Origin of the sequence: Paenarthrobacter sp. JL.01a (assembly GCF_025452095.1) — a bacterium.
Classification (GTDB): Bacteria; Actinomycetota; Actinomycetes; order Actinomycetales; family Micrococcaceae; genus Arthrobacter.
In genome coordinates, this window is sequence record NZ_CP104877.1 from 2,582,293 (window position 1) to 2,603,704 (window position 21,412).

At 62.4% G+C, this 21,412-nt stretch carries 23 protein-coding genes and 4 tRNA genes; 14 read left to right on the plus strand and 13 right to left on the minus strand.

Annotated elements, in window-relative coordinates; genetic code table 11:
• Positions 1 to 69: 69 nt before the first annotated feature.
• Positions 70 to 144 (minus strand) — tRNA-Pro (locus N5P29_RS12130).
• 126 nt (positions 145 to 270) lie between these two features.
• Here N5P29_RS12130 and N5P29_RS12135 point away from each other — a divergent pair.
• Positions 271 to 344: transfer RNA gene (locus tag N5P29_RS12135), tRNA-Gly, on the plus strand.
• 83 nt (positions 345 to 427) lie between these two features.
• Here N5P29_RS12135 and N5P29_RS12140 read toward each other — a convergent pair.
• The 3 genes from N5P29_RS12140 to N5P29_RS12150 form a co-directional block, all read right to left on the minus strand.
• A complete protein-coding gene (locus N5P29_RS12140) occupies positions 428 to 1,315 on the minus strand; it encodes an Fpg/Nei family DNA glycosylase (protein ID WP_262275203.1) in 888 nt (295 codons plus the stop codon).
• Positions 1,315 to 1,755 carry a ribose-5-phosphate isomerase gene (locus tag N5P29_RS12145; protein WP_262278567.1) on the minus strand — a complete coding sequence of 147 codons (441 nt, stop codon included), beginning with the start codon at positions 1,753 to 1,755 and terminating at the stop codon, positions 1,315 to 1,317. The genes N5P29_RS12140 and N5P29_RS12145 overlap by 1 nt, the downstream gene beginning before the upstream one ends.
• A gap of 150 nt (positions 1,756 to 1,905) precedes the next feature.
• A complete protein-coding gene (locus N5P29_RS12150; protein WP_262275204.1) occupies positions 1,906 to 2,910 on the minus strand; it encodes a hypothetical protein in 1,005 nt (334 codons plus the stop codon).
• A gap of 129 nt (positions 2,911 to 3,039) precedes the next feature.
• Between N5P29_RS12150 and pepN the strand changes: the two genes are divergently transcribed.
• Together pepN and N5P29_RS12160 are read left to right on the plus strand one after the other, a co-directional pair.
• Positions 3,040 to 5,601 carry an aminopeptidase N gene (pepN, locus tag N5P29_RS12155; RefSeq protein WP_262275205.1) on the plus strand — a complete coding sequence of 854 codons (2,562 nt, stop codon included), beginning with the start codon at positions 3,040 to 3,042 and terminating at the stop codon, positions 5,599 to 5,601.
• A gap of 50 nt (positions 5,602 to 5,651) precedes the next feature.
• The gene (locus tag N5P29_RS12160) at positions 5,652 to 6,134 is read left to right on the plus strand and encodes an OsmC family protein (RefSeq protein WP_262275206.1); all 483 of its coding nucleotides are present in this window, start codon (positions 5,652 to 5,654) and stop codon (positions 6,132 to 6,134) included.
• On the opposite strand, the gene N5P29_RS12165 is transcribed toward N5P29_RS12160, so the two are convergent.
• Positions 6,131 to 7,129, minus strand: coding sequence for an NAD-dependent epimerase/dehydratase family protein (locus N5P29_RS12165; protein ID WP_262275207.1), 999 nt, complete (start codon positions 7,127 to 7,129; stop codon positions 6,131 to 6,133). The genes N5P29_RS12160 and N5P29_RS12165 overlap by 4 nt on opposite strands.
• An 87-nt stretch (positions 7,130 to 7,216) precedes the next feature.
• On the opposite strand from N5P29_RS12165, the gene N5P29_RS12170 reads away from it, so the two are divergent.
• Together N5P29_RS12170 and N5P29_RS12175 are read left to right on the plus strand one after the other, a co-directional pair.
• Positions 7,217 to 7,915 carry a mechanosensitive ion channel family protein gene (locus N5P29_RS12170; protein WP_262275208.1) on the plus strand — a complete coding sequence of 233 codons (699 nt, stop codon included), beginning with the start codon at positions 7,217 to 7,219 and terminating at the stop codon, positions 7,913 to 7,915.
• Positions 7,908 to 8,390, plus strand: coding sequence for a globin (locus N5P29_RS12175; protein ID WP_315973346.1), 483 nt, complete (start codon positions 7,908 to 7,910; stop codon positions 8,388 to 8,390). The genes N5P29_RS12170 and N5P29_RS12175 overlap by 8 nt, the downstream gene beginning before the upstream one ends.
• On the opposite strand, the gene N5P29_RS12180 is transcribed toward N5P29_RS12175, so the two are convergent.
• The gene (locus N5P29_RS12180; RefSeq protein WP_262275209.1) at positions 8,387 to 9,064 is read right to left on the minus strand and encodes a DUF8185 domain-containing protein; all 678 of its coding nucleotides are present in this window, start codon (positions 9,062 to 9,064) and stop codon (positions 8,387 to 8,389) included. The genes N5P29_RS12175 and N5P29_RS12180 overlap by 4 nt on opposite strands.
• A gap of 63 nt (positions 9,065 to 9,127) precedes the next feature.
• Here N5P29_RS12180 and N5P29_RS12185 point away from each other — a divergent pair, with 63 nt between their 5' ends.
• Positions 9,128 to 10,033, plus strand: a complete 906-nt coding sequence (locus N5P29_RS12185; RefSeq protein ID WP_262275210.1) for an acyl-CoA thioesterase — start codon at positions 9,128 to 9,130, stop codon at positions 10,031 to 10,033.
• A gap of 59 nt (positions 10,034 to 10,092) precedes the next feature.
• Here the strand turns inward: N5P29_RS12185 and ettA are convergent, their stop codons facing one another.
• Both ettA and N5P29_RS12195 read right to left on the minus strand, forming a co-directional pair.
• The gene (gene ettA, locus N5P29_RS12190) at positions 10,093 to 11,775 is read right to left on the minus strand and encodes an energy-dependent translational throttle protein EttA (RefSeq protein ID WP_262275211.1); all 1,683 of its coding nucleotides are present in this window, start codon (positions 11,773 to 11,775) and stop codon (positions 10,093 to 10,095) included.
• A gap of 56 nt (positions 11,776 to 11,831) precedes the next feature.
• A complete protein-coding gene (locus N5P29_RS12195) occupies positions 11,832 to 12,122 on the minus strand; it encodes a DUF6993 domain-containing protein (RefSeq protein ID WP_262275212.1) in 291 nt (96 codons plus the stop codon).
• 19 nt (positions 12,123 to 12,141) lie between these two features.
• On the opposite strand from N5P29_RS12195, the gene N5P29_RS12200 reads away from it, so the two are divergent.
• Positions 12,142 to 12,372 carry a hypothetical protein gene (locus N5P29_RS12200; protein ID WP_262275213.1) on the plus strand — a complete coding sequence of 77 codons (231 nt, stop codon included), beginning with the start codon at positions 12,142 to 12,144 and terminating at the stop codon, positions 12,370 to 12,372.
• A gap of 87 nt (positions 12,373 to 12,459) precedes the next feature.
• Complete coding sequence (locus N5P29_RS12205; protein ID WP_262275214.1) at positions 12,460 to 12,933, plus strand: SRPBCC domain-containing protein; 474 nt, start codon at positions 12,460 to 12,462, stop codon at positions 12,931 to 12,933.
• 4 nt (positions 12,934 to 12,937) lie between these two features.
• On the opposite strand, the gene N5P29_RS12210 is transcribed toward N5P29_RS12205, so the two are convergent.
• Positions 12,938 to 13,010, minus strand: a tRNA-Arg gene (locus N5P29_RS12210).
• A 218-nt stretch (positions 13,011 to 13,228) separates the two neighbouring features.
• On the opposite strand from N5P29_RS12210, the gene N5P29_RS12215 reads away from it, so the two are divergent.
• The gene (locus tag N5P29_RS12215) at positions 13,229 to 13,789 is read left to right on the plus strand and encodes a single-stranded DNA-binding protein (protein WP_262275215.1); all 561 of its coding nucleotides are present in this window, start codon (positions 13,229 to 13,231) and stop codon (positions 13,787 to 13,789) included.
• Between the two features lie 41 nt (positions 13,790 to 13,830).
• Entirely contained in the window at positions 13,831 to 14,514 is a 684-nt protein-coding gene (locus N5P29_RS12220) for a DNA alkylation repair protein (protein ID WP_262275216.1), read from the plus strand.
• A gap of 11 nt (positions 14,515 to 14,525) precedes the next feature.
• Here N5P29_RS12220 and mptB read toward each other — a convergent pair whose 3' ends face one another.
• Positions 14,526 to 16,082, minus strand: a complete 1,557-nt coding sequence (mptB, locus tag N5P29_RS12225) for a polyprenol phosphomannose-dependent alpha 1,6 mannosyltransferase MptB (protein ID WP_262275217.1) — start codon at positions 16,080 to 16,082, stop codon at positions 14,526 to 14,528.
• A gap of 189 nt (positions 16,083 to 16,271) precedes the next feature.
• Here mptB and orn point away from each other — a divergent pair, with 189 nt between their 5' ends.
• From orn to N5P29_RS12245, 4 genes are all read left to right on the plus strand, one after another.
• Positions 16,272 to 16,865 carry an oligoribonuclease gene (gene orn / locus N5P29_RS12230; RefSeq protein ID WP_262278569.1) on the plus strand — a complete coding sequence of 198 codons (594 nt, stop codon included), beginning with the start codon at positions 16,272 to 16,274 and terminating at the stop codon, positions 16,863 to 16,865.
• A gap of 132 nt (positions 16,866 to 16,997) precedes the next feature.
• Positions 16,998 to 17,073 (plus strand) — tRNA-His (locus N5P29_RS12235).
• 120 nt (positions 17,074 to 17,193) lie between these two features.
• Positions 17,194 to 17,766: a peptide deformylase gene (def, locus tag N5P29_RS12240; RefSeq protein ID WP_262275218.1), complete on the plus strand. Its 573-nt coding sequence runs from the start codon at positions 17,194 to 17,196 to the stop codon at positions 17,764 to 17,766.
• A 3-nt stretch (positions 17,767 to 17,769) separates the two neighbouring features.
• Positions 17,770 to 18,582 (plus strand): acyltransferase domain-containing protein, encoded by an 813-nt coding sequence (locus N5P29_RS12245; protein WP_262275219.1) that lies wholly within the window; start codon positions 17,770 to 17,772, stop codon positions 18,580 to 18,582.
• Here N5P29_RS12245 and N5P29_RS12250 read toward each other — a convergent pair.
• From N5P29_RS12250 to N5P29_RS12260, 3 genes are all read right to left on the minus strand, one after another.
• Positions 18,567 to 19,367: an HNH endonuclease family protein gene (locus N5P29_RS12250; RefSeq protein WP_262275220.1), complete on the minus strand. Its 801-nt coding sequence runs from the start codon at positions 19,365 to 19,367 to the stop codon at positions 18,567 to 18,569. The two genes, N5P29_RS12245 and N5P29_RS12250, sit on opposite strands and share 16 nt — an antisense overlap.
• Positions 19,368 to 19,485: 118 nt before the next feature.
• Positions 19,486 to 19,695, minus strand: coding sequence for a hypothetical protein (locus tag N5P29_RS12255; RefSeq protein ID WP_144659064.1), 210 nt, complete (start codon positions 19,693 to 19,695; stop codon positions 19,486 to 19,488).
• Between the two features lie 74 nt (positions 19,696 to 19,769).
• Positions 19,770 to 21,221 (minus strand): glyceraldehyde-3-phosphate dehydrogenase, encoded by a 1,452-nt coding sequence (locus N5P29_RS12260; RefSeq protein WP_262278570.1) that lies wholly within the window; start codon positions 21,219 to 21,221, stop codon positions 19,770 to 19,772.
• Positions 21,222 to 21,412: the final 191 nt, after the last annotated feature.

A 21,412-nucleotide genomic window follows, 5' to 3' on the forward strand; every position in this document is an offset into this window, starting at 1 on the left:
AGTCTAAGTACTCCTGATTTTGTGGGTATGGGGTTCTGATGCGTCCCGGAATCGGACACAAACACAGAGTCGGGGTGACAGGATTTGAACCTGCGACTTCCTGCTCCCAAAGCAGGCGCTCTAGCCAAGCTGAGCTACACCCCGAATGCACAGGACAGTCTACGGGCAAGCGGGCCGAGAATGCACATTTGACACCGCCGCCGGAATTAGGTTTAGTTATACCCGGCTTGAACAGCCACCGGGAAGATGTCCTGAACAGGAGATCCTTTCGGGGACGTAGCTTAATGGTAAAGCCTCAGTCTTCCAAACTGATTACGCGGGTTCGATTCCCGTCGTCCCCTCCATAAAGAAGGGCCCCGATCCACGGATCGGGGCCCTTCTGCATTTCAAGCGGTTTCACCGGACCGCTACCGGTCACCAAGGATGGCTATACCTGGCAGCCCGGGCACCAATAGAGCTTTCGCGCTCCTATCTCGGTCACCCCCACCGCGGTGCCGCAAGCCCGGCAGGGCAGTCCCTGACGCTTGTACACAAAGTGGGCATCGGCGTCGCGCGGCAGTCCACCGCCGCCGCTCCACAGTGACGGGGGCGTCGTAACAATCCGGCCGTCGCGGACGCCGTCGGCCATGGTCCTGACACTGTCATCCCACAACCGGCCTGCGGTGTCGACGTCGATCCCGCTCCCCGGCGTCCACGGGTCCACTGCCTGCCGGAAGAGCACTTCGGCCCGGTAGATGTTCCCTACTCCTGCCAGCACTGATTGATCCATCATCAGCAGCGCTACGGGGGTCTTACGACGGCGCAAGCGCCCGATGAATTCCTCCCGGTCCCCCGGGCGGTTATGGAGGGGATCAGGTCCCAGGCGATCCAGCACCGCTCCTGCCTCGGCCGCGGTGATTGCGGCGCAGGTGGTAGCACCCCTGAGATCCGCCCAGCCATGCTCCGAGACCAGGCGGACACGCACGGCGCCCACCGGCGCCGGTGGCCCTGAGTACTGGCCATCGTCCTGGCCGGCGCCGCTTTCCCGTTCACCGATGCGGCGGGGAGCGCCAATGCTGGAGGAACCGGTAAAGGTACTGTCACCGCCAAAGCTCCAGGCACCGTACAGCCCAAGGTGGACGTGGAGGAAAAGCCCGTGATCGAACCTCAGGAAGAACTGCTTCCCGTGGGCCAGGGCCTCCACCATGGTGTGCCCTGTCAGCAGCTGGGCCCCGGCAGCAAAACGCCCCTGCGGGCTGGAGACTTCCAAGCGCTGGCCGCCAAAAACATCCTGGAATTGGCGGGCCAACCTATGGATCGAGTGCCCCTCCGGCACTACTGGACGATTTCGCCGGTGGTTTCGTACACGGCGATCTTGCCGATGCGGCGTATGTGTCGTTCGTCGTTGCTGAAGGGTTCCTGCAGGAAGGCCTCAATAAGCTCCGTTGCTTCCTCCACCGAGTGCTGGCGACCTCCTACTGCCACGACATTGGCGTCGTTGTGTTCACGGGCCAGTTTTGCCGTGGAGAGGTTCCACACCAGCGCAGCACGGACACCCTTGACCTTGTTCGCCGCAATCTGCTCGCCGTTTCCCGATCCGCCGAGCACGATGCCCAGGGCGTGAACTCCCGACTGCTGGTCTGCGACCACTGCAACGGCCGCATTGATGCAGAACGAGGGGTAGTCATCCAGTGCGTCGTATTCCTTGGGTCCGTGGTCCACCACTTCGTAGCCCTTCGCGGTGAGGTGGCTGACCAGGTGGGCGCTCAGTTCCATTCCAGCGTGGTCGGTTGCGATGTGGACGCGGGGTGTAGTCACGGAAAGTCCATTCTTTTCTGGGCTCCGGTGCGGCGCTGGCAGCGGCTCTGGGCAGCGGCACAGCATCTGCCGGGCGCGGCGTTGAGGGATGCGCTACCTAGATTACCGCTACCGGGGTTGCGGAGCCTGCCCGTCATCACGTGCACGGTGCGCGGCCCTGTTGAGGATTCCGGCAAGCCTGTCGGCAGATGCAAGCGTGCCTGCACTCAAGGCAACGCGGCCTCCGTTGAGTTTCCTGACCACTACGGCAGGACCGCTGCCCACCAGCATGGCTGTTGCGTCGTCGTGGTGCCGCCAGCCCCACCCGCCGTAGTCGGCTGCTTTGACCTCTGCCGCGTCAGCCGCTGAAATCTCGACGGCGGGAACGGTCAGGACCCGCACGATTCCTCCCGCGAAGACCTGCAGGCCACCCCTGTCGGCACGGACCCTGGCAAAGAGGAATCCGGCACCGACTACTGCCGCTACGGCTACCAGGGCGCCAAGCCACGGCACCGCAATGGCAATCAAGGCGGCAGGAAAGATGGCCGTCACCATGATCATGACGAAGACTGAACTACGGGCGTGAACCCACATCTTCAGGCTGTCCCGGGCCAGGTCCGGATCCTCAAGAAGCGCCAGCTCCTGCTGCAGCGCTGCGTCATCTTCCCTTGTCCAGCGGGGGTCGGGCTTGAAAGCGAACATCATGACAACGCCAAGCGCCAATGCCGCTCCGCTGCCCATGGCCAGTACGATCGGGTCCACATGTGACTCGCGGGCGTCGGCTGCGCCGGTTTGGCCTACCAGTCCGGCGGCGAGCACGGTGGTGATGAACAGGCTGACCATCAGCCCGACACCCATCATCACCCGCCGCATGATGACGGGCCGGGAAATAGGGACGGCCTGCAAGAACACCGCCCACCCACACACAACGATGAGGGCTGCGCCCCCTGCTACGTAGGCACCGAACGGTGCGAAGGACGTACCGCCGTCGGCACTCCACATGACCGCGACGGGGTTGGGAAGATCATTGCGCAGCATCTGCGCGCACACACCGAAGCCAATGGCGAGGAGCAGTGGAAAAGCTATCGCGAACCTCAAGGCGCGGAAGTCGAGTTTTTCGCGGATCGTTCCCATATCCCAACGCTACTCCGTGGGAGCGACACTGTGGCGATCGCTCCTTGCCTTCCGTCCTCGGAGTGAAAGAATAACTTCATACCAGCGGCCGGCGGACCGGCCGGTCATCCCGATTCCCGGAGGCACCACTTGCCAGGCCTGAACCTCACGCGCGATGAAGCCGCGAACCGCGCCAAACTGCTCACCGTCGATTCCTACGAAGTCACCCTGGACCTGACGAAAGGGTCGGAGGTCTTCGGATCCACCACGACCGTCCGGTTTTCCGCCACGCCGGGAGCATCAACGTTCATTGATGCCATCACACACACCGTTCACAGCGTGACGCTGAACGGGAAAGACTTGGATCCCGCGGACGTTTCCGACGGCCTCCGCATCCAGTTGCCTGGACTTTCAGCGGAAAACGAACTGACGGTGGTAGCTGACGCACCTTATATGAACACCGGCGAGGGCCTGCACCGCTTCGTGGACCCCGTGGACGGTGAGGCGTACCTCTACACCCAGTTCGAGGTGCCCGACTCGCGCCGCATGTTTGCCGTCTTCGAACAGCCGGACCTGAAGGCCAGCTTTACGTTCAAGGTCACGGCACCGTCGCACTGGGACGTTGTCTCCAACTCCCCCACCCCGGTTCCCTCCGAAACCACCCCTGGTGAAGACGGAGGCGCCCGCTCGGTCTGGGAATTCGCTCCCACTCCACGGTTGTCCTCCTACGTCACCGCTTTGATTGCCGGGCCGTACCAGTCCGTCCGGTCCGAGGTAACCAGTTCCGACGGCAGGGTCATTCCGCTGGGTGTGTTCGCCCGCAAGTCCCTGATGCAGTACCTCGACGCGGACAACATCTTTGAGCTGACCCGACAAGGTTTCGAATTCTTCGAGGCCCAGTTCGGCTGCCCGTACCCCTTCGAGAAGTACGACCAGTTGTTCGTCCCGGAGTTCAATGCCGGCGCCATGGAGAACGCGGGCGCCGTGACCATCCTCGAGGGCTACGTGTTCCGGGGCAAGGTCACCGGCGCACAGATCGAACGGCGGGCCATTACGGTCCTGCATGAACTGGCGCACATGTGGTTTGGCGACCTCGTCACCATGCGCTGGTGGAACGACCTCTGGCTCAACGAGTCCTTCGCCGAATACATGTCACACCTGGCCGCAGTGGAAAACACCGAGTTCGATCACGCGTGGACCACCTTTGCCTCCGTGGAAAAGTCGTGGGCCTACAAGCAGGACCAGCTTCCCACTACCCACCCGATCTTCGCCGAGATCAACAACCTCGAGGACGTCGAGGTCAACTTCGATGGCATCACCTACGCCAAGGGCGCGTCTGTCCTTCGGCAGCTGGTGGCGTGGGTGGGTCCTGAGCAGTTCATGGCCGGAGTCCGGACCTATTTCAGCAAGCACGCCTGGAAAAACACGGAACTCGCCGACCTCATGGTGGAACTCGAAGCTGCGTCCGGACGCGACCTTGACCAGTGGGGCAGGCTCTGGCTCGAGACCGCCGGAGTGAACACCCTTACGCCCGAACTGTCAGTCGACTCCGATGGCACGATCACCGGTTTCGCGATCCTGCAGACCGCCATCGAAGAACAGCCCACCCTGCGCCCGCACCGCCTCGCCGTCGGTTTCTACTCGGTATCCGCCGACGGGGCCCTGGAACGCACGCACCGCGAAGAACTGGACGTCGATGGTCCCCGAACCGAGGTCCCTGCCCTGGTGGGACTTACCCGTCCGGACCTCATCCTGCTCAACGATGACGACCTCGCGTATGCCAAAGTCCGACTGGACCCCCACAGCCTGGCAACTGCCAAAGCACACCTGAAGGACTTCGCAACCAGCCTTCCACGCACCTTGGTGTGGGGCTCGGCCTGGGATGCCGCCCGTGACGGCGAAACGCCCGCCCGTGGCTACGTGGACCTGATTCTGGCCAACATCGCCCACGAGACAGACTCCTCGGTGATCCTGGTCCAACTGCGCCAGCTGGCAACCACCTTGACGTACTACGTCGCTGCCGAGCACAAACTCGGCACGACTATCGCAGCAGCGGACACACTGTGGGACCTTGCAGCCTCAGTGGAGCCCGGCTCCGACGCCCAGCTGCAATTCGCCAAGTCCTACGCCCAGCTCGCCCGCAGCGCCGCCCAACTGGACCGCCTCCAGGCTCTCCTGGACGGAACGGACACCCTCAACGGGCTCACTGTTGACCAGGACATGCGCTGGGAGCTGTTGACGGCCCTCGTAGCCGGTGGCCGCGAAGGCCAAGAGCGGATCGACGCCGAGCTTGCCAAGGACAACACCTCCAACGGCCAGAACGCGGCGGCCCAGGCAAAGGCCGCCATCCCCACCCCTGATGCCAAAGCCGCTGCGTGGGACTCGATCGTGGTCAAGGGAGAACTCTCCAACGCTTTGCAGGCCTCAGCTGTCGCCGGCTTCATGAGGGTCCTTGACACGAGTCTGCTGGAACCATACGCGGAGAAGTACTTCCAGGCAGTGCCCGGGATCGTCAAAGAGCGCACTCATGCCCTGGCCCAGCAAATCGTGGTGGGCCTCTACCCGGCCCAGCTCACAACGCAGGCCACCGTGGACCGCACCGATGAATTCCTGGCAAGCCTGCCTGAGGAAAGTGCGGCGCTTCGCCGGATGATGCTGGAAAACCGCGACGGCGTAGCCCGCGCCCTTCGAGCAAGGGCAGCTGACATCTAGGCTCCTTGGCCCGTGCGGGGCAGTCGGCCGGGCATGGCTAGACTGTCCGCATGGGGCTCAACGAACACCACTACGCGCTCACCGTCCGCTGGACCGGAAACCTCGGGGAGGGAACCGCCAGTTACCGGGGATACTCACGCGACCACGACGTTGAGATCAATGGGCTGCCCACACTGAAGGGATCGTCCGACCCCACCTTTCATGGGGACCGGACCCGCTACAACCCTGAACAACTGCTGCTTGCAGCGCTCTCGCAGTGCCACATGCTCTCTTTCCTGCACATTGCGGTCAAGCATGGTGTTGTGGTCACGGGGTATGAAGACCACGCAGAGGGCCTGATGAAACTCAATCGCGACGGCAGCGGACAGTTCGAAAGCGTCACGCTCAAACCAAACGTCACCCTCGCGGATCCTTCGCACACGTCGTTGATGCCGCAGTTGCATCATGAAGCAAACCAGGTCTGCTTCATCGCCAGGAGCGTCAACTTCCCGGTCCACCACGAACCGCTAACGACGACGGCGTCACCCGCCTAGCGCTGCTGCTCCCGCCAGAGCGCCACGAGCTTTTGTTCGGTTCCCCGGCTGAGTCCGGCCTTGCGCTCCCGCTCCAGTCCGCGCCTGCGCTCATCGGCCAACGTCGCGGCGAGCGTTTCCTGCCACGGGCGCAACACCATCCCCCGGCTTTTGGCTGCTGTGTTGGAACGGGCCTGGAAACCTCCGTGATCCGGCGGCAGCCATAGCGGCAAGGAATCGGGTCCGGCCCAGTAATCCACGCCCTGCTCCACGAGCCAGTCCTCGGATGCACGGATAACATCGGCTCCGCCGGAACCCGCCACCGCCTGGCATTCGTCAATGTAGTCCCTGAAGGGCACCACATCACCAAGGGCGTTATACGCTCCTGTGACGCGATCCTCCGCAGCCTGAAGAACCCAGGCAGCCAAATCCCTCACGTCAATGATCTGGGTGGGCGCGTCCGGCGTATCCGGTAAGAGCACGGTCCCTGAATCGACAGCGAAACGGGCCGGCCAATATCCGTAACGGTCACTGGCATCGCCCGGACCCCCGATCAATCCTGCCCGGACCAGGTGGGCCTTCTCCCCCACCATGGCCAGGGTCTGTTGTTCAATGGCGGACTTCGACTCACCGTACGTTTCCGGAGTGCCCGCCTCACCTGCAGGCAGCGGCTCCAACAAGGCGGCGCTTTCGTCCGCGCCAGGTACTGAGTGGTCCGCATAAACCGAACAACTTGAGACGAACGTCCAGTGCCCCGTGGCAGGGCCCAGCACTTGCAACGCCTCCCGGGCCTGGACCGCATCCCTGGACACCTCCACCACCGCGTCCCAGCCGCCTGCCAGGTCCGCGTAGGCTGCTGCACCCAAGGCGCGGTCCCCCCTGACCCAGGTGGCGCCGTCGGGCGGGTTCGCCAAAGAACCCCGCGCGAAACAGGTGACAACATGCCCGGCGGTCACGGCCTGCCGGGCAATTTCTGCTGACAGGAAGGCTGTACCGCCCAGGATCAGGATGCGCATATCGTCACGCTACGGCGCTAGGGTTAAACGTGGACAGAGTGTTCCGCGCCCGGCGAACACGGGCCGACCACAAGGAGTTTTACCACTTTGACCTTCATCCCGTTTGCGGAAGCCATCAACATCGAACCTGAAAAGATCGACCTCGTATCCATCCTGATCACCGTAGGCGTCGGCCTGCTGGTGTGGATAGTGGCACGCTTCATCATTGTGCGCATCACCCGGCGAGTATCTGCCGGCAGTTCCTTCTTCAAGAAGGCCCACTTCAAATGGGTTCAGCCCGCCATCCGCGCACTGGACCACGAACGCCGTTCCCAGCGCGCTGAAACCATCGGCTCCCTGCTCACAAGCCTGGTGAGCGTCGTAGTGGTGGTGATCGTCATCATCTACGTCCTCAAGTTCATGAACGTCGACGTCGCTCCGCTGCTGACCAGCGTCGGAATCCTTGGTGTCGCGATAGGTTTTGGCGCCCAGCAGCTCATCCGCGACTTCCTCGCCGGGATCTTCATCACCATCGAGGACCAGTACGGAATCGGCGACGTCATCGTCACCAGTGAAGTGATTGGTACCGTTGAATCCGTGGGCTTGCGCATCACCCGCGTACGAGCCGAAGACGGGGCCATCTGGTACCTCCGGAACGGTGAAATCCTTCGGGTTGGAAACCGTTCCCAGGGAGACTACGTGCCGCTGGAATCACCCGATGCCCACGACGAACCGGGCGCATCAGCGGCGCCCGTCACTGCTGGCGCGCCCCGCGTCGCAAAAGCCGAGGAGAAGTCCAATGAGTAACATCGCAGGCGGAGAACCGCAGTCACCGCAGGCGGGTCCTCGACGTCAGCTGATGCAAAACGATCCCTTCAGCCAGCCTGCCTATACGGACAGTTTCTACGCTGCCGTCGGAGGCCACGAAACGTTCGTCAAGCTGATTGACGTCTTTTACGACGGCGTGGCCACCGATCCGCTGCTGCGCCCCATGTACCCCGAAGAGGACCTCGGCCCGGCGAAGCGCCGCTTCCTGATGTTCCTTGAGCAGTACTGGGGCGGACCCACCACCTACGGCGAGGAACGCGGCCATCCGCGCCTGCGCATGCGCCACATGCCGTTCCAGGTCACCCCGGAGGCCAAAGACCGGTGGTTGTTCCACATGCGCACGGCAGTTGATTCGCTGGATCTTTCGCCCCTTCACGAGGGAACGCTGTGGGATTACATGGAACGGGCGGCGCTGACCATGGTCAACAGCCCCTCCCAGGGTCCGCGCAACTAGACCGATAGACCGAGGCCGAGCCCCGCGCCCGTGCGCACCAGCACGTGGCCGCGGGGTCCGCTCAGCCGGAACCAGCGTCCGTTCCGGAAGACGTGTTGGGTGTCATCCCCAAGGAACCCCAGGGCAAAAGCCGCAAACGCGGCCCCGGCCGGCAGCACGTCTTGCCCAGGAAGCGCCCGGCCCCAAACGGCAGCCCTTGCAGTATTGACCACTGCGGCTCCCGCCGACGTGGGAATAACGCCGGCCACCTCCGCGATGCCGGCTTCGGCTGCTGCCTTGAGGTCGGCGTCGGAAATTGTCCCATGGGCTTCCCAGCCGCTTCGCGGTGCGCTGACGCCGGCCCAGGACTCGGAAACGGTCGACGGCGGTACGGGCAGTTCGACGTCGTCGGCGCCTGAGCGTGCCAGGCGGTCCGTAATGGAGGCAAGCGATACTGTGACGTCCGCGTGTGCCGGCTCCGCGAGGGCCATGGTGCGAAGGCCAAGAATCGTGGGAGTCGACTCCCCCAGAATCCGCGGCCTCAGAACGCAGACGTAAGCAGCCAGGACGCTGCCTGCGGCCTGGAGGCGGATGGCACCGTCGTCGATGCTCTTTGCCCGGGTGACGAAGGTCCGCAAATCAGCGAGGTCCCGGGGATCGGCGAAGCGGAAGGACTGGGTCAGAACGTCTGTCACATCATCGACTCTACCGGCATGTCCGCGGTTGAGAGGGGTCGGGGCGGCGTCTAAAGTCGAACCATGACTGAGACGAACGCTGGCCTCCAGGTGGATGCACCCGCAGAAGACCCCATGGAAGTGCTGATTGGCCTGCTGGACCTTGGTGACTTTGACGGAGCCCGGACCAATGAGGACATTTTCCTGGGTCCCTCCCAGAAGCAGCCCCGGCATCGTGTTTTTGGCGGGCAGGTCCTTGCCCAGTCAATGATGGCGGGTATGCGCACTGTTGAGCCGGACAGGGTGGCGCACTCCATGCACGGGTACTTCCTGCGTCCGGGCGACGCGAACAAGCCCATCACCTTCGGTGTTGAACGGCTGCGTGATGGCCGTTCCTTTTCCGCCCGCCGCGTGCACGCTTACCAGGACGGCGTCCCCATCCTTTCGATGATTGCCTCGTTCCAGGTCGAAGACGGTGGCCTGGATCATCAGGCAACCATGCCCGAAGGCATCCCTGATCCCGAAACGCTGCCCAGCACGGCCGAACTCCTGTCCCACTTCGACCATCCGTTGGCACGGCACATGTCCTCCGAGCGGCCCTTCGATGTCCGCCACATCGACCCCGCGCTCTATGTTTCCCCGCCGAGCGACCATGTGGCCACCAATGCGGTCTGGATGAAAACCATGGGCCCGCTCCCCGATGATCCCCAGCTGCACATCGCCGCCTTGGCCTACGCCAGCGACTACACGCTGCTTGAACCCATCCTCCGCAAGCACGGGCTCTCCTGGATGACGCCGGGCATGAGCGTTGCCAGCCTCGACCACGCCATGTGGTGGCACAGGCCCGTGAAGGTGGACGAGTGGATGCTGTACGTGCAGGAGTCCCCCAGCGCCCAGGGTGCCCGGGGTTTGGCCACGGGCAGGATCTTCAACCGCGACGGCGTGCATGTCGCCACGGTCGCGCAGGAAGGCATGGTCAGGATTCCGTAGCCTGGCAAGACATAAAGAAGAGGCCGGCCCCAGCAGGGACCGGCCTCTTCTTTTATGCACTAGTCGCGGGTGAGGCGACGGTGTGTCACGCGGTGCGGCTTGGCGGCATCGGGGCCCAAGCGCTCCACCTTGTTTTCCTCGTACGAATCGAAGTTGCCCTCGAACCAGTACCACCTGGACGGGTTCTCGTCGTCACCTTCGTAGGCGAGGATGTGCGTTGCCACCCTGTCCAGGAACCAGCGGTCGTGCGAAACCACCACGGCGCAGCCCGGGAATTCGAGAAGCGCGTTCTCGAGGCTGCTCAGGGTTTCGACGTCGAGGTCGTTGGTGGGTTCGTCGAGGAGCAGGAGGTTGCCACCCTGCTTGAGCGTCAGTGCCAGGTTGAGGCGGTTCCGCTCACCGCCGGAGAGGACTCCGGCCTTCTTCTGCTGGTCCGGGCCCTTGAACCCGAAGGCCGAGACGTAGGCACGCGAAGGCATTTCGACCTGGCCCACCTGGATGAAGTCATTGCCTTCGGAAACAACTTCCCAGAGGGTCTTGTTGGGGTCGATGCCGCCACGCGACTGGTCGACATAGGAGATCTTGACCGACTCGCCGATCTTGAGGTCGCCGCCGTCGAGCGGTTCCATCCCCACGATCGTCTTGAACAGGGTGGACTTACCCACACCGTTGGGGCCAATCACGCCGACAATGCCGTTGCGGGGAAGGGAGAAGGAGAGGTCTTCGATCAGGACGCGGTCATCGAAGCCCTTCTTCAGGTCCTTGGCTTCGATCACCAAGGATCCCAGGCGCGGTCCCGGCGGAATCTGGATCTCTTCGAAGTCCAGCTTGCGGGTGCGCTCGGCCTCCGCAGCCATTTCCTCGTAGCGGGCCAAACGTGCCTTGGACTTGGTCTGGCGGCCCTTGGCGTTGGAGCGTACCCACTCAAGTTCCTCGCTCAGGCGCTTGGACAGCTTGGCGTCCTTCTTGCCCTGGACCTCGAGGCGCGCCTTCTTCTTCTCCAGGTAGGTGGAGTAGTTGCCCTCGTACGGGTAAAGGTGGCCACGGTCCACTTCTGCGATCCACTCAGCCACGTGGTCGAGGAAGTAACGGTCGTGGGTGACGGCGAGGACAGCACCGGGGTACTGGGACAGGTGCTGCTCGAGCCACAGAACGCTCTCGGCGTCCAGGTGGTTGGTGGGTTCGTCAAGGAGCAGGAGGTCGGGCTTCTGCAAAAGGAGCTTGCACAGGGCCACGCGGCGACGTTCACCACCGGAGAGGACGGTGACGTCGGCATCTGCAGGCGGGCAACGCAAGGCGTCCATGGCCTGCTCAAGCTGGGAATCGATGTCCCAGGCGTCAGCGGCGTCGATAGCTTCCTGGAGCTTGCCCATTTCATCGAGCAATGTGTCGTAGTCCGCGTCCGGGTTGGCCATCTCTTCCGAGATTTCGTTGAAGCGCTGGATCTTGCCGTAGATCTCGCCAACGCCTTCCTGGACGTTGCCCAGAACGGTCTTTTCCTCGTTCAGCGGCGGTTCCTGCAGGAGGATGCCCACGGTGTACCCGGGGCTCAGGCGGGCCTCGCCGTTGGAAGGGGTGTCCAGGCCGGCCATGATCTTGAGGATGGTGGACTTGCCAGCACCGTTCGGGCCGACGACGCCAATCTTCGCGCCGGGGTAGAACGACATGCTGACGTCGTCCAGAATAAGTTTGTCGCCAACGGCCTTGCGAGCCTTGGTCATCGTGTAAATGAATTCCGCCATGCCTTTAAATCTAATGGGTAGGCGTTCATAACTCACATTCGCACAACACAGGTGAACTACCGGGCGTCCCCTACGAAGCACTTCCCTGTCGCCAGAACGGGCAGCACCGTCACCACGACGCCTCCGTCACGTATCTGGCCCATGACGCAGGACTTGCCGGACAACGCGGCCGCCTCCATGGCGTCGACATCAAGCCCGGTTGGCGTTCGGCTGACCGATACCTCGAGGTTCCCCTCCGGGATGCCTGCCGATACCAGGGCAGCCCGCAGCGATTCCCTGTCCGGCTTGGGATTGCCCGCAACCAGGTTCTTCAGTGTGGACTCGACGGTCTTCGTGGTTGCCAGCACGGCAGGATCCGGGGTTTCCGTGGCGGAGGTACCTGCCGACGGATTCGCGCTGCTGACGCTTGTGCCGGGCGTGCCCGCGGGCTGCGTCGTCGAGCCGGCGGGCGTGGGAGCGGCAGGCGCGGCAGTGCATGCTGTCATCATCAGAATCGCCGAGGCGAGCATCAGCGCCCCTCCTGTTAGCCGGAGGCTGGTGGTGGAAGCCTGTGCAGCCCGGCCAGGTTTTGGTGTGGTTCCCCTGATTATCACCTAGCCATTGTGCCATTCACAGACGGCCTGGACCGGCGTAGCGTTTGCTGGGAGGTCATGAAAAGCCTGAAAAAGGGATGGAGCGGACGCGGTGGGTGGAGAAGTCGAAGATGCCGTTGCCTCAACCACCATCAATTCGCAGCCTGAAAAGGTCTGGGAAGCCCTGACGGATCCGGCGCTCATCAAGCAGTACTTTTTGGGGACCCATGTCACCACCACGTGGAAAGTGGGCGACCCGATTACCTACTCCGGCGAGTACCACGGCACCGGGTACAAGGACACAGGGACCGTCCTCGTTTTCGATCCGCCTGTGAGGCTGAAGACCACCCACTTCACTCCGTCCTCGGGACTTGCGGACATCCCCGAGAACCATCACACCGTGGAATACGTCCTGGACCGGACTCCGGGCGGCACCACCGTGACCATCACTCAAGGCAACAATTCAAGCGAGGACGAAGTTGCCTCCTCCACTGCCACGTGGGAACTGGTTTTGGGCAACCTGAAGGAATTCCTGGAGTCAGCCCCAGAAAAAAACACCCTCCTTGGAGGTAACCAAGGAGGGTGATCTGTGCCCCAGGAGGGAATCGAACCCCCGACCGGCGGATTAGAAGGCCGCTGCTCTATCCCCTGAGCTACTGGGGCGCACTGACTCGAGGACCACATGGGCCGTCTGCGCCACAAAGAGTTTACATGCGATACTTGGTCGCTCCGAATCTCCACGCTGGACGCGTCCAGTCCTCAACACCTGTGCTTTTGCCAAAGTTATGCACATAGCCAGGACAAGCGCTGCCGTTCAAAGCGATGCTCCACGAAGCTGAAGGAGCCGGACAGGCACTTCCCTACATCGCGAAGGACCACCAATGAACGACATGATCACAGTCAGAGGCTTCGTGGCCTCGGACGTGAAGACTTCCACCACAACCCGCGGCACAGCAACGGCATCGTTCCGTCTCGGAACCACCGAGCGGCGCTTCGACCGCGCGAGCAACACGTGGGTGGATGGCAACACCAATTGGTACACCGTGCAGTCATTCCGATATCTGGCCGGACACGTGGGCTGCAGCGTCAAGAAGGGGCAACGGGTCCTGGTCCTGGGAAAGCTGCGCTTGAGGCAGTGGGAGCATGAGGGGCGCACCTACCACGTCGCGGAAATTGATGCCGAGTCGGTTGGACATGACCTCATGTGGGGCTCTGCCAACTTCACCCGTATGAACGGTACGGCGGCACCCCTTGAGTCAAACCCCGTGGCTGAGGGCTCAGGCAACCCACCGGGCGGAAGCGACTGGAATGCCGGTGACGATAACGAGGACCATGTGCCTCCGGAAGAGGAATCGGTCCCGGCCGGCCTGGAGGATGCAGAAGGCGGCGGGGAACTCCTGGTGAACACCATCACGGGTGAGTTGGTGGGTGCCGCGACTTGAGAAGCGAACTGCTGCCGGGGAACGCACCCTAGAGTTGGTGCATGTCCACCGCAGCCCTTGTTGAGTCCATCCGTTCAAAGCTGCGTGCCGGGGGCGACGCCGAGCGCGCACGTGGCGCCCAGGCTTACATGAAATCCGATATGCCCTCCCTTGGCGTCAGGGTTCCCGAGGTGCGAAGGATGGTCAAATCGGCGGCCATGGAATTCCCGCCGACGTCACCGGAAGAGTTGCGAACGGCCACCCTGACGCTCTGGCGGGAAGCCGGGGCACGGGAAGAACGCTACGCGGCCATTGACCTCACCGGCCTGCGCATGGTCAAGGAGGATCTGGCCATGCTGGCGGTCTATGAGGAAATCATCCGGACAGGTGCGTGGTGGGACCTTGTGGACGGCGTTTCGCATCGGATTTGCGCACTTCTGTTGGCCCACCGGGACACCATTACCCCGCTGCTGCTTCGGTGGGCCACCGACGCGGACATGTGGATCCGCAGGGCTGCCATCACGGCGCAGCTCGGAGCGAAATCCACAACGGACACCGTGCTGCTGGCTCGAGTAATCTCGGCAAATCTGGCGGACAAGGAGTTCTTCATCCGGAAAGCCATTGGCTGGTCATTGCGCGAGTACAGCAAGACGGATCCGGAGTGGGTCCGCGGCTTCGTCGAAGAACACCGGGAAGCGTTAAGCCCGTTATCCAAGCGGGAAGCGACCCGGCTGCTGCTCACTTGACCTGCTGCTGTTCAAATGACAGGACGGTGTCCTGGCTCATCGCGCTTGCGGAACAAGCTCTTGGTCTTCGGGTCCACAAAGATCAGGTAGACAGCGAAGAGGAGCGCGATGATCGCGGCCGCGTTCCTGGCCAAGGTCAGTGCCAGGCCCAGGTCTTCACTTTGCAGGTACGGGAAGACATCCAACTGGTCGGAGATGGCGTACACCATGAAGAACGACACGATGAAGTAGACCGCCTTGACCTGCCAGTCGTTGCGGATGCCAGTAACTGCGAAGAGCGGAATCAACCACACCACGTACCAGGACTGGATCATCGGGGCGAGAATGACGATCGCAGCAAAAGCCAACGTCAATCGACGCATCAGGCGGTCGTAGTCACCGCGGAAGATCTGCCACGCAACGGCGCCGACCATGAGGACCTTCCCGGCATCGTAAACCCACTTGGCCATGCCCCAGCCGTCCAGGCCAAAGACATTGACTATGGATGCGACAACCAGGCCAATAAGGCCTACGGGCGCGTACCAGATCCAGATGCTGCCCGGAGCGGAAAGCCCGTTGATCCATCCGAACCCGAAGCCGTTCACCGCGCTCAGGGCGTACAGCAGCCCGAAGCTGATGGCCGCAGTCAGGAACCAATACAGGAATTTTCGTGGCCAGGATGCGCCCTTGCCCGCCCACAGGAGCCCGATAAACGGCAGAAACACTATGGTGATGGGCTTGACGGAGATCGAGAGAGTGACCAGGACGATGCCGAGGATGACGCGGCGGGTAGCGCAGTAATAGAGGCCCGCCAGTGCGAGTCCGATCATGAGGGCATCGTTGTGGACGCTGGCGATGAAGTTGGTCAGGAAGAGCGGATTGGCCGCAGTCAGCCACAGAGCCCGGTGCGGATTGACTCCGTGAAGCTCCGCCAGCTTGGGCACGTAGACAATGCAGAGAACGATCCCCACCAAAGCAACCAGCCGGAACAGCATGATGCTGGCTTCGGGTTGGACATTCGTAATCCAGACAACGAACTGCTCGATCCACAAGAACAACTGCCCGTACGGGACCGGAGCTTCGGTCCACATCTTGTCGGCACCCAGCTGAAAGTAGTTGGGAAGGGCAGAGATGCCGTTCTTGTACGGATTCATGCCCTCGACCATCAGACGGCCTTGGCCGATGTAAGCGTAGACATCCCTGCTGAACAAAGGGACCGTGAACATCATGGGCAGGCCCCAGGCCACCACCGCCTGAAGGGTTGCTTTCCTTGCTTCCAGACCCCAGACCCGGACTCGTTGGCCCAAACGCAGCCAGGCCCGGACCAACAGCATCCCGCCGATGGCCAAAAGAACGATGGAGAGTGCTACACCAACGCCCTCGGTCCGCATCCAGATGAAGAGCGGCAACCGCCGGAGTTCGGACACCGGCGCCAGCCAACCGACACCCAGGGAACCAAACACCATGAACATCGAACCAATGAAACCGGCGATCAGCGGCGAACGTGCGTTATCCACCTCGCTGGTTGCAGCATCCGCCGTCGGCGCTGCTGTCCCTGCCTTCTGGGCGGCGGGTACGGGCACCGTCATGTAGTCGTCATCCAATCGTTCGCCCGGTGATTTCGGGACAAAAGTTCTGCGTCTTCGGGGCTTCAGCAGCAGGAAGAAACGACACTGCCGCGCTCAAAAATCGTACCATCGGAGCACTTGGAACAGCCGGAAGGATAGGCTAGGCGCGTGCCTATTACTAATGAACGCATCGTCTGGATCGACTGCGAAATGACCGGTCTCGACCTCAAGAACGACGCCTTGATCGAAGTAGCCGCCCTGGTGACGGATTCCGAGCTCAACATCCTCGGTGACGGCGTCGACGTCGTCATCAAACCCGATGATGCCGCGCTGGAACAAATGAACGATTTCGTTCGCGACATGCATACCCGGTCCAAGCTCCTGGACGAACTCCCGTTCGGAAAGACCATGGCCGAGGCTGAAGCCCAGGTTCTGGAATACATCGAGAAATGGGTTCCGGATCCCCGCAAGGCGCCCCTGGGTGGCAACTCCGTGGGAACGGACCGCATGTTCCTGGCCCGGGACATGCCGAACATCGTCGAGCACCTGCACTACCGCGTCATTGATGTCAGCACCATCAAGGAGCTTTCACGACGCTGGTTCCCGCGCGCCTACTTCCAGTCGCCGGCAAAGCATGGTGGCCACCGCGCGCTGGGTGACATCAAGGACTCCATCGACGAACTCCGCTACTACCGCGAGGCCGTCTTTGTTCCGGCTCCGGGTCCCGATACCGCCACGGCCCAGCGCATTTCCAAGGAGATCATCGCCAGCGCCGAAACCCTTGGATCCAGCGAGACGGTGTGATCTGCGCCATTTTTGAAGGTTTTTTCGCCAAAACCGGCAAAAGTGGACTTTGCACCCCCAAACAGCAGGTAAGCTATTTGTCGTTGCCTTCGAGGAAAGCCGGTCAAACGGACTGACCACGGAAGGCACATGGTGGGCTTAGCTCAGTTGGCAGAGCGCCTGGTTGTGGTCCAGGAGGTCGCGGGTTCAACCCCCGTAGCTCACCCCACCGAGATTGGCTGCAGAGCCGGTTTCCACAAAGGCCGCACCGGTTATCCGGTGCGGCCTTTGCTTTTAACCCGGATCCGGAACATCCCGGACCCCAGCGATCACCAGAGGAAGAACCGACATGACCGTCCTGCCAGTCACCATATGGGGCGAACCCGTCTTGCACCGCCGGGCAAGCGAAGTGGAAGTCTTCGACGACGAACTGCGCACCTTGATTGCGGACATGTTCGAGACCAATGACGCCGCGAACGGCGTCGGGCTTGCCGCTCCCCAGGTCGGCGTAGGCAAGCGCATCTTCGTCTACAAGTACGACAACGACGACGACGTCCCGCCGCAGGGCGTAGTGGTCAATCCGGTACTGACCCTGTCCAAAGTCTCAGGTGCCCTTCCCGATCCCGACGAAGACGTCGAAGGCTGCTTGTCCTTTCCTGGCGAGTACTACCCTTTGCAGCGCGCCGAATGGACGCGGGTCCAAGGTTTTGATGGCGACGGCAACCCCGTTGAATTCGAAGCGACGGGCTGGTTCGCCCGGATCATCCAGCACGAGTTCGACCACTTGGATGGCAAGCTCTACGTGAACCGCCTCGTGGACCGTTACTCCAAGAAGGCCATGAAGCATGCCAAGAAGAACGGCTGGGGCGTGCCCGGCCTGACGTGGATGCCCGGCGTCGACCCTGATCCTTTCGGACACTGACCCATGGTGACCGCCACCCACACCGGGCTGTTCACGCTTCTGGGAATCAGCGCCGAGGACGCGCAGGAGTGCGCGCGTCTGCTGGCCACCCCACCTGACAATGGCGTTATCCGGTCCCTCGAGGCCCTGCAGGCGCGGCTTGGCACCTTTCCATTGGACAGCATCAAGGAAGAGGACGCATCGGAGGCGGCCTGGATCGAAGCACTCCTGCGCTTCGCACCCGTCGTCCATGACTACCACCTGAAGTTGGGCATCAGTTCTGCTGTTTCCGCGGCGTCACTGGCCGATGTGGGCTTGCAACTGCGGATCAACCGACGGGTTCACGGCCGGTTCGGATTGGATACATGGGGTTGGCTGACGCTTCATATGGCCGGCAACCTCTTCCGGCTTGGCAGGCTGCAGTTCCACCTCGTCCCGGCCGATGGTGCTGCCTCGGGATGGGTGTTGGGTGTGCATATCCCGGAGGACGGTGGCCTCTCCCCTGCCCTGGTGGACGAGAGTTTTGCCCAAGCCCGCGCCTTTTTCACCCGTCACTTTCCGGACAAGCCGGCAGCCGTGGCCACCTGCGATTCATGGATGTTGGATCCGTACCTCTCGGAGCGGCTCCCGAACAGCAACATCGCCTCATTTGCGAGGCGGTTCACGGTTGACCGCTGCACCGATGCACCAACCGACGCTGTCTACTTCACCTTCCGTCAGCGGGGCTTGGTGGACCTGGACAAACTCCCCCGGGAAACGTCGCTGCAGCGGGTGGTCCTGCAGCGGATCGACGACGGCGGCACCTGGCAACTCGGGCACGGTCACCTGGCGTTGTAGATCGTCTGCTGTCCGGGGCAGGAGGAGAGCACGCCTTTCATGGCGTCCTTTTCAGCCTGGGTCACCCATAGGTGATAAGCGGTCTTTACCGAGATCTGCCGGGCAACGTAGTGGCAACGGAAGTTTTTGTTGGCGGGCAACCAGGTGGCGGCATCGCCTGCCCCCTTCTTGACGTTCGCCGGGCCATCGGCCGCGATGAGGTTCAGGGGGTCGTTGGCGAGGGTCTGCCGCTGCTGCACGGTCAGCTGCTGGGCTCCCTTCTGCCAGGCATCGGCCAGGGCAACCACGTGGTCGATCTGCACCGCAGAGCTGGTGTCCTGTCCCCTTTCGAAGGACACCTGCCGCCCCGTGTAGGGCTCGTTCAGCATGCCGGAAGCAACTTTGCAGGAGGAACCTTCAGTGAACCTGACCGCCGTCAGGTCACGACGAAGGATGTCGTTCCTGGTATCGCACCCGTTCCGGTCCGCATCGGCCCAGGCCTGCCCGAAGGCGGCCCTGTCGTAGTCGGATTTCGCAGCCCGGCCTTTGACCGGCAGGCGCTCCAGGGCGTCTGTGGCTTTTTCGGGGGCTACCGCTGCCGCGCCGCGGACCGGTTTCATCCACTCGGGGTTGTAGACCGGAGCTTCACTCGGTCCGGACTGCGCAGGCTGGGCTGCATCGAATTGGCCCGTGGTGAAGTACCAGGACAGCCCCGCAACAATGGTGGCGGCAGCCAGGGCGAGAACAGCCCATGCTTGGCGTGACCGACGTCGGGCGCGTTTGTAGGCGGACCAGGTGATGCTCAAGGGACTCCATCCAGTGGGGCAGGTGTGTCCTACGAGCGTATGGCAAGGCCCCGACAGCCAGAGTCGGTATCCACAGTGTGTAGGAGAAGTCACACTGTGGAGGCCGGAAGCGGAACCCTTATTGCTCGCGCATCACGCGTTGGAGATCCTCGGCAGCCACTTCCAGAAGTCCGCGCAGTTGCTCCACACGCTCGTCGGAGACGTCTCCGGCAGCGTTGGCCGCGACTGCTTGATCCAGAAGCTTCTGTGCTTGCTTATGGTTGGCCTTGGCGACATCCAAGGCGTGTTCGAGCGTGGTCTCATGTTCGATGGTTGATTCGTTGTCCATGAGTGCCATTCTGCTCAGGTTTCCCGGCCGATTCCAGTGACCCGGCCGGGAAACCCGTGAGAACTGCGTGGGTATCAGGCGTCAGCAGTTTCCAGTACAGCAATGGGAGCGATGACGTCCTTGGCGGGGAACGACGGCGGGTTCACACCGGCCATTTCTTCCATGACCCGGACAACCTGGCAGGAGTAGCCGAACTCGTTGTCGTACCAGACGTACAGCACGAGGTTCTTGTCGTTGGAGATGGTCGCAAGTCCGTCAACGATGCCGGCCCGGCGGGATCCAACGAAGTCGGTGGAAACCACGTCAGGGGAATCGATGTAGTCGATCTGCTTGCGGAGATCGGAGTGGAGGGACATTTCGCGGAGGTAGTCGTTGACTTCCTCACGCGTGGTGCCGTTCTCAAGGTTGAGGTTCAGGATGGCCATGGACACGTCCGGGGTGGGTACGCGGATGGCATTGCCCGTGAGCTTACCCTGCAGTTCGGGAAGGGCCTTGGCGACAGCTTTTGCAGCACCGGTCTCGGTGATCACCATGTTCAGCGCAGCCGAGCGTCCACGGCGGTCACCCTTGTGGAAGTTGTCGATCAGGTTCTGGTCGTTCGTGAACGAGTGGACCGTCTCGACGTGGCCGTGGATGATGCCGAACTTGTCGTTGATGGCCTTCAGCACAGGGGTGATGGCATTGGTGGTGCAGGACGCGGCGGTGACGATCTTGTCGTCGTCGTTGATGTCGCGGTGGTTGATACCGTGCACGATGTTCTTGAGCTCGCCCTTGCCCGGCGCCGTCAGCAGGACGCGGGCAACGCCCTTGCTCTGCAGGTGCTGGGAGAGGCCATCGGTGTCGCGCCAGCGTCCCGTGTTGTCGACAACCAGTGCATCCTTGATGCCGTACGCGGTGTAGTCGACAGTCGCGGGGTTGTCCGAGTAGATGACCTGGATCTGGACACCGTTGGCCGTGATGGTGTTGGCTTCCTCATCCACGCGGATGGTGCCTTCGAAGGAGCCGTGGACGGAGTCGCGGCGCAGCAGGCTCGCGCGCTTGACGAGGTCGTTGTCAGCACCCTTGCGAACCACGATGGCGCGCAGGCGAAGACCGTGGCCACCGCCGGCCTTTTCGATCAGGAGGCGGGCCAGCAAGCGGCCGATGCGTCCAAAACCGTAAAGAACGACGTCGGTGCTGGTGCGGTCATCAGCGCCGCGCCTGCCCACGATCTCGGCCAGTTCTGACCGCAAGTACTCATCCAGCGAGGCGCCGTTGCCTTCTGCCCGGTACTTCTCCGTCAAGCGTGCGATGTCGATGGCTGCGGCACCGAGTTCAAGCTCAGAAAGGGCGTTGAGCAGGGGTGCGGTCTCTTCGAGCAGGAGCTCGTGGTTGCTCATCCGGCGTGCAAAGCGGTGGGCCTTGAGGATGTTCATGGTGGACTTGTTGATCAAGCTCCGGCCGTGGATGCTGGTGACCACGTTGTTTTCCCGGTACAACCGGCCGATCACCGGAATCATGGCCTCGGCGAGAGCCTCCCGGCCCATCCACTTATCAAGACAAGAATCTGACGTCTGGCTCACAGAACTACCTTCCTTGGGTCAACCACATACGTCCTCGTATGCAGATGGCAGCGGCCGCCCGGAGTAATCCTGCGGCACATGCGCCAGCGGGCTTCGGTCCACCCACAGCGCCTTGAACGAGAGCAAAGAAAATCCGCCGGCTGCGAACGCAGTCC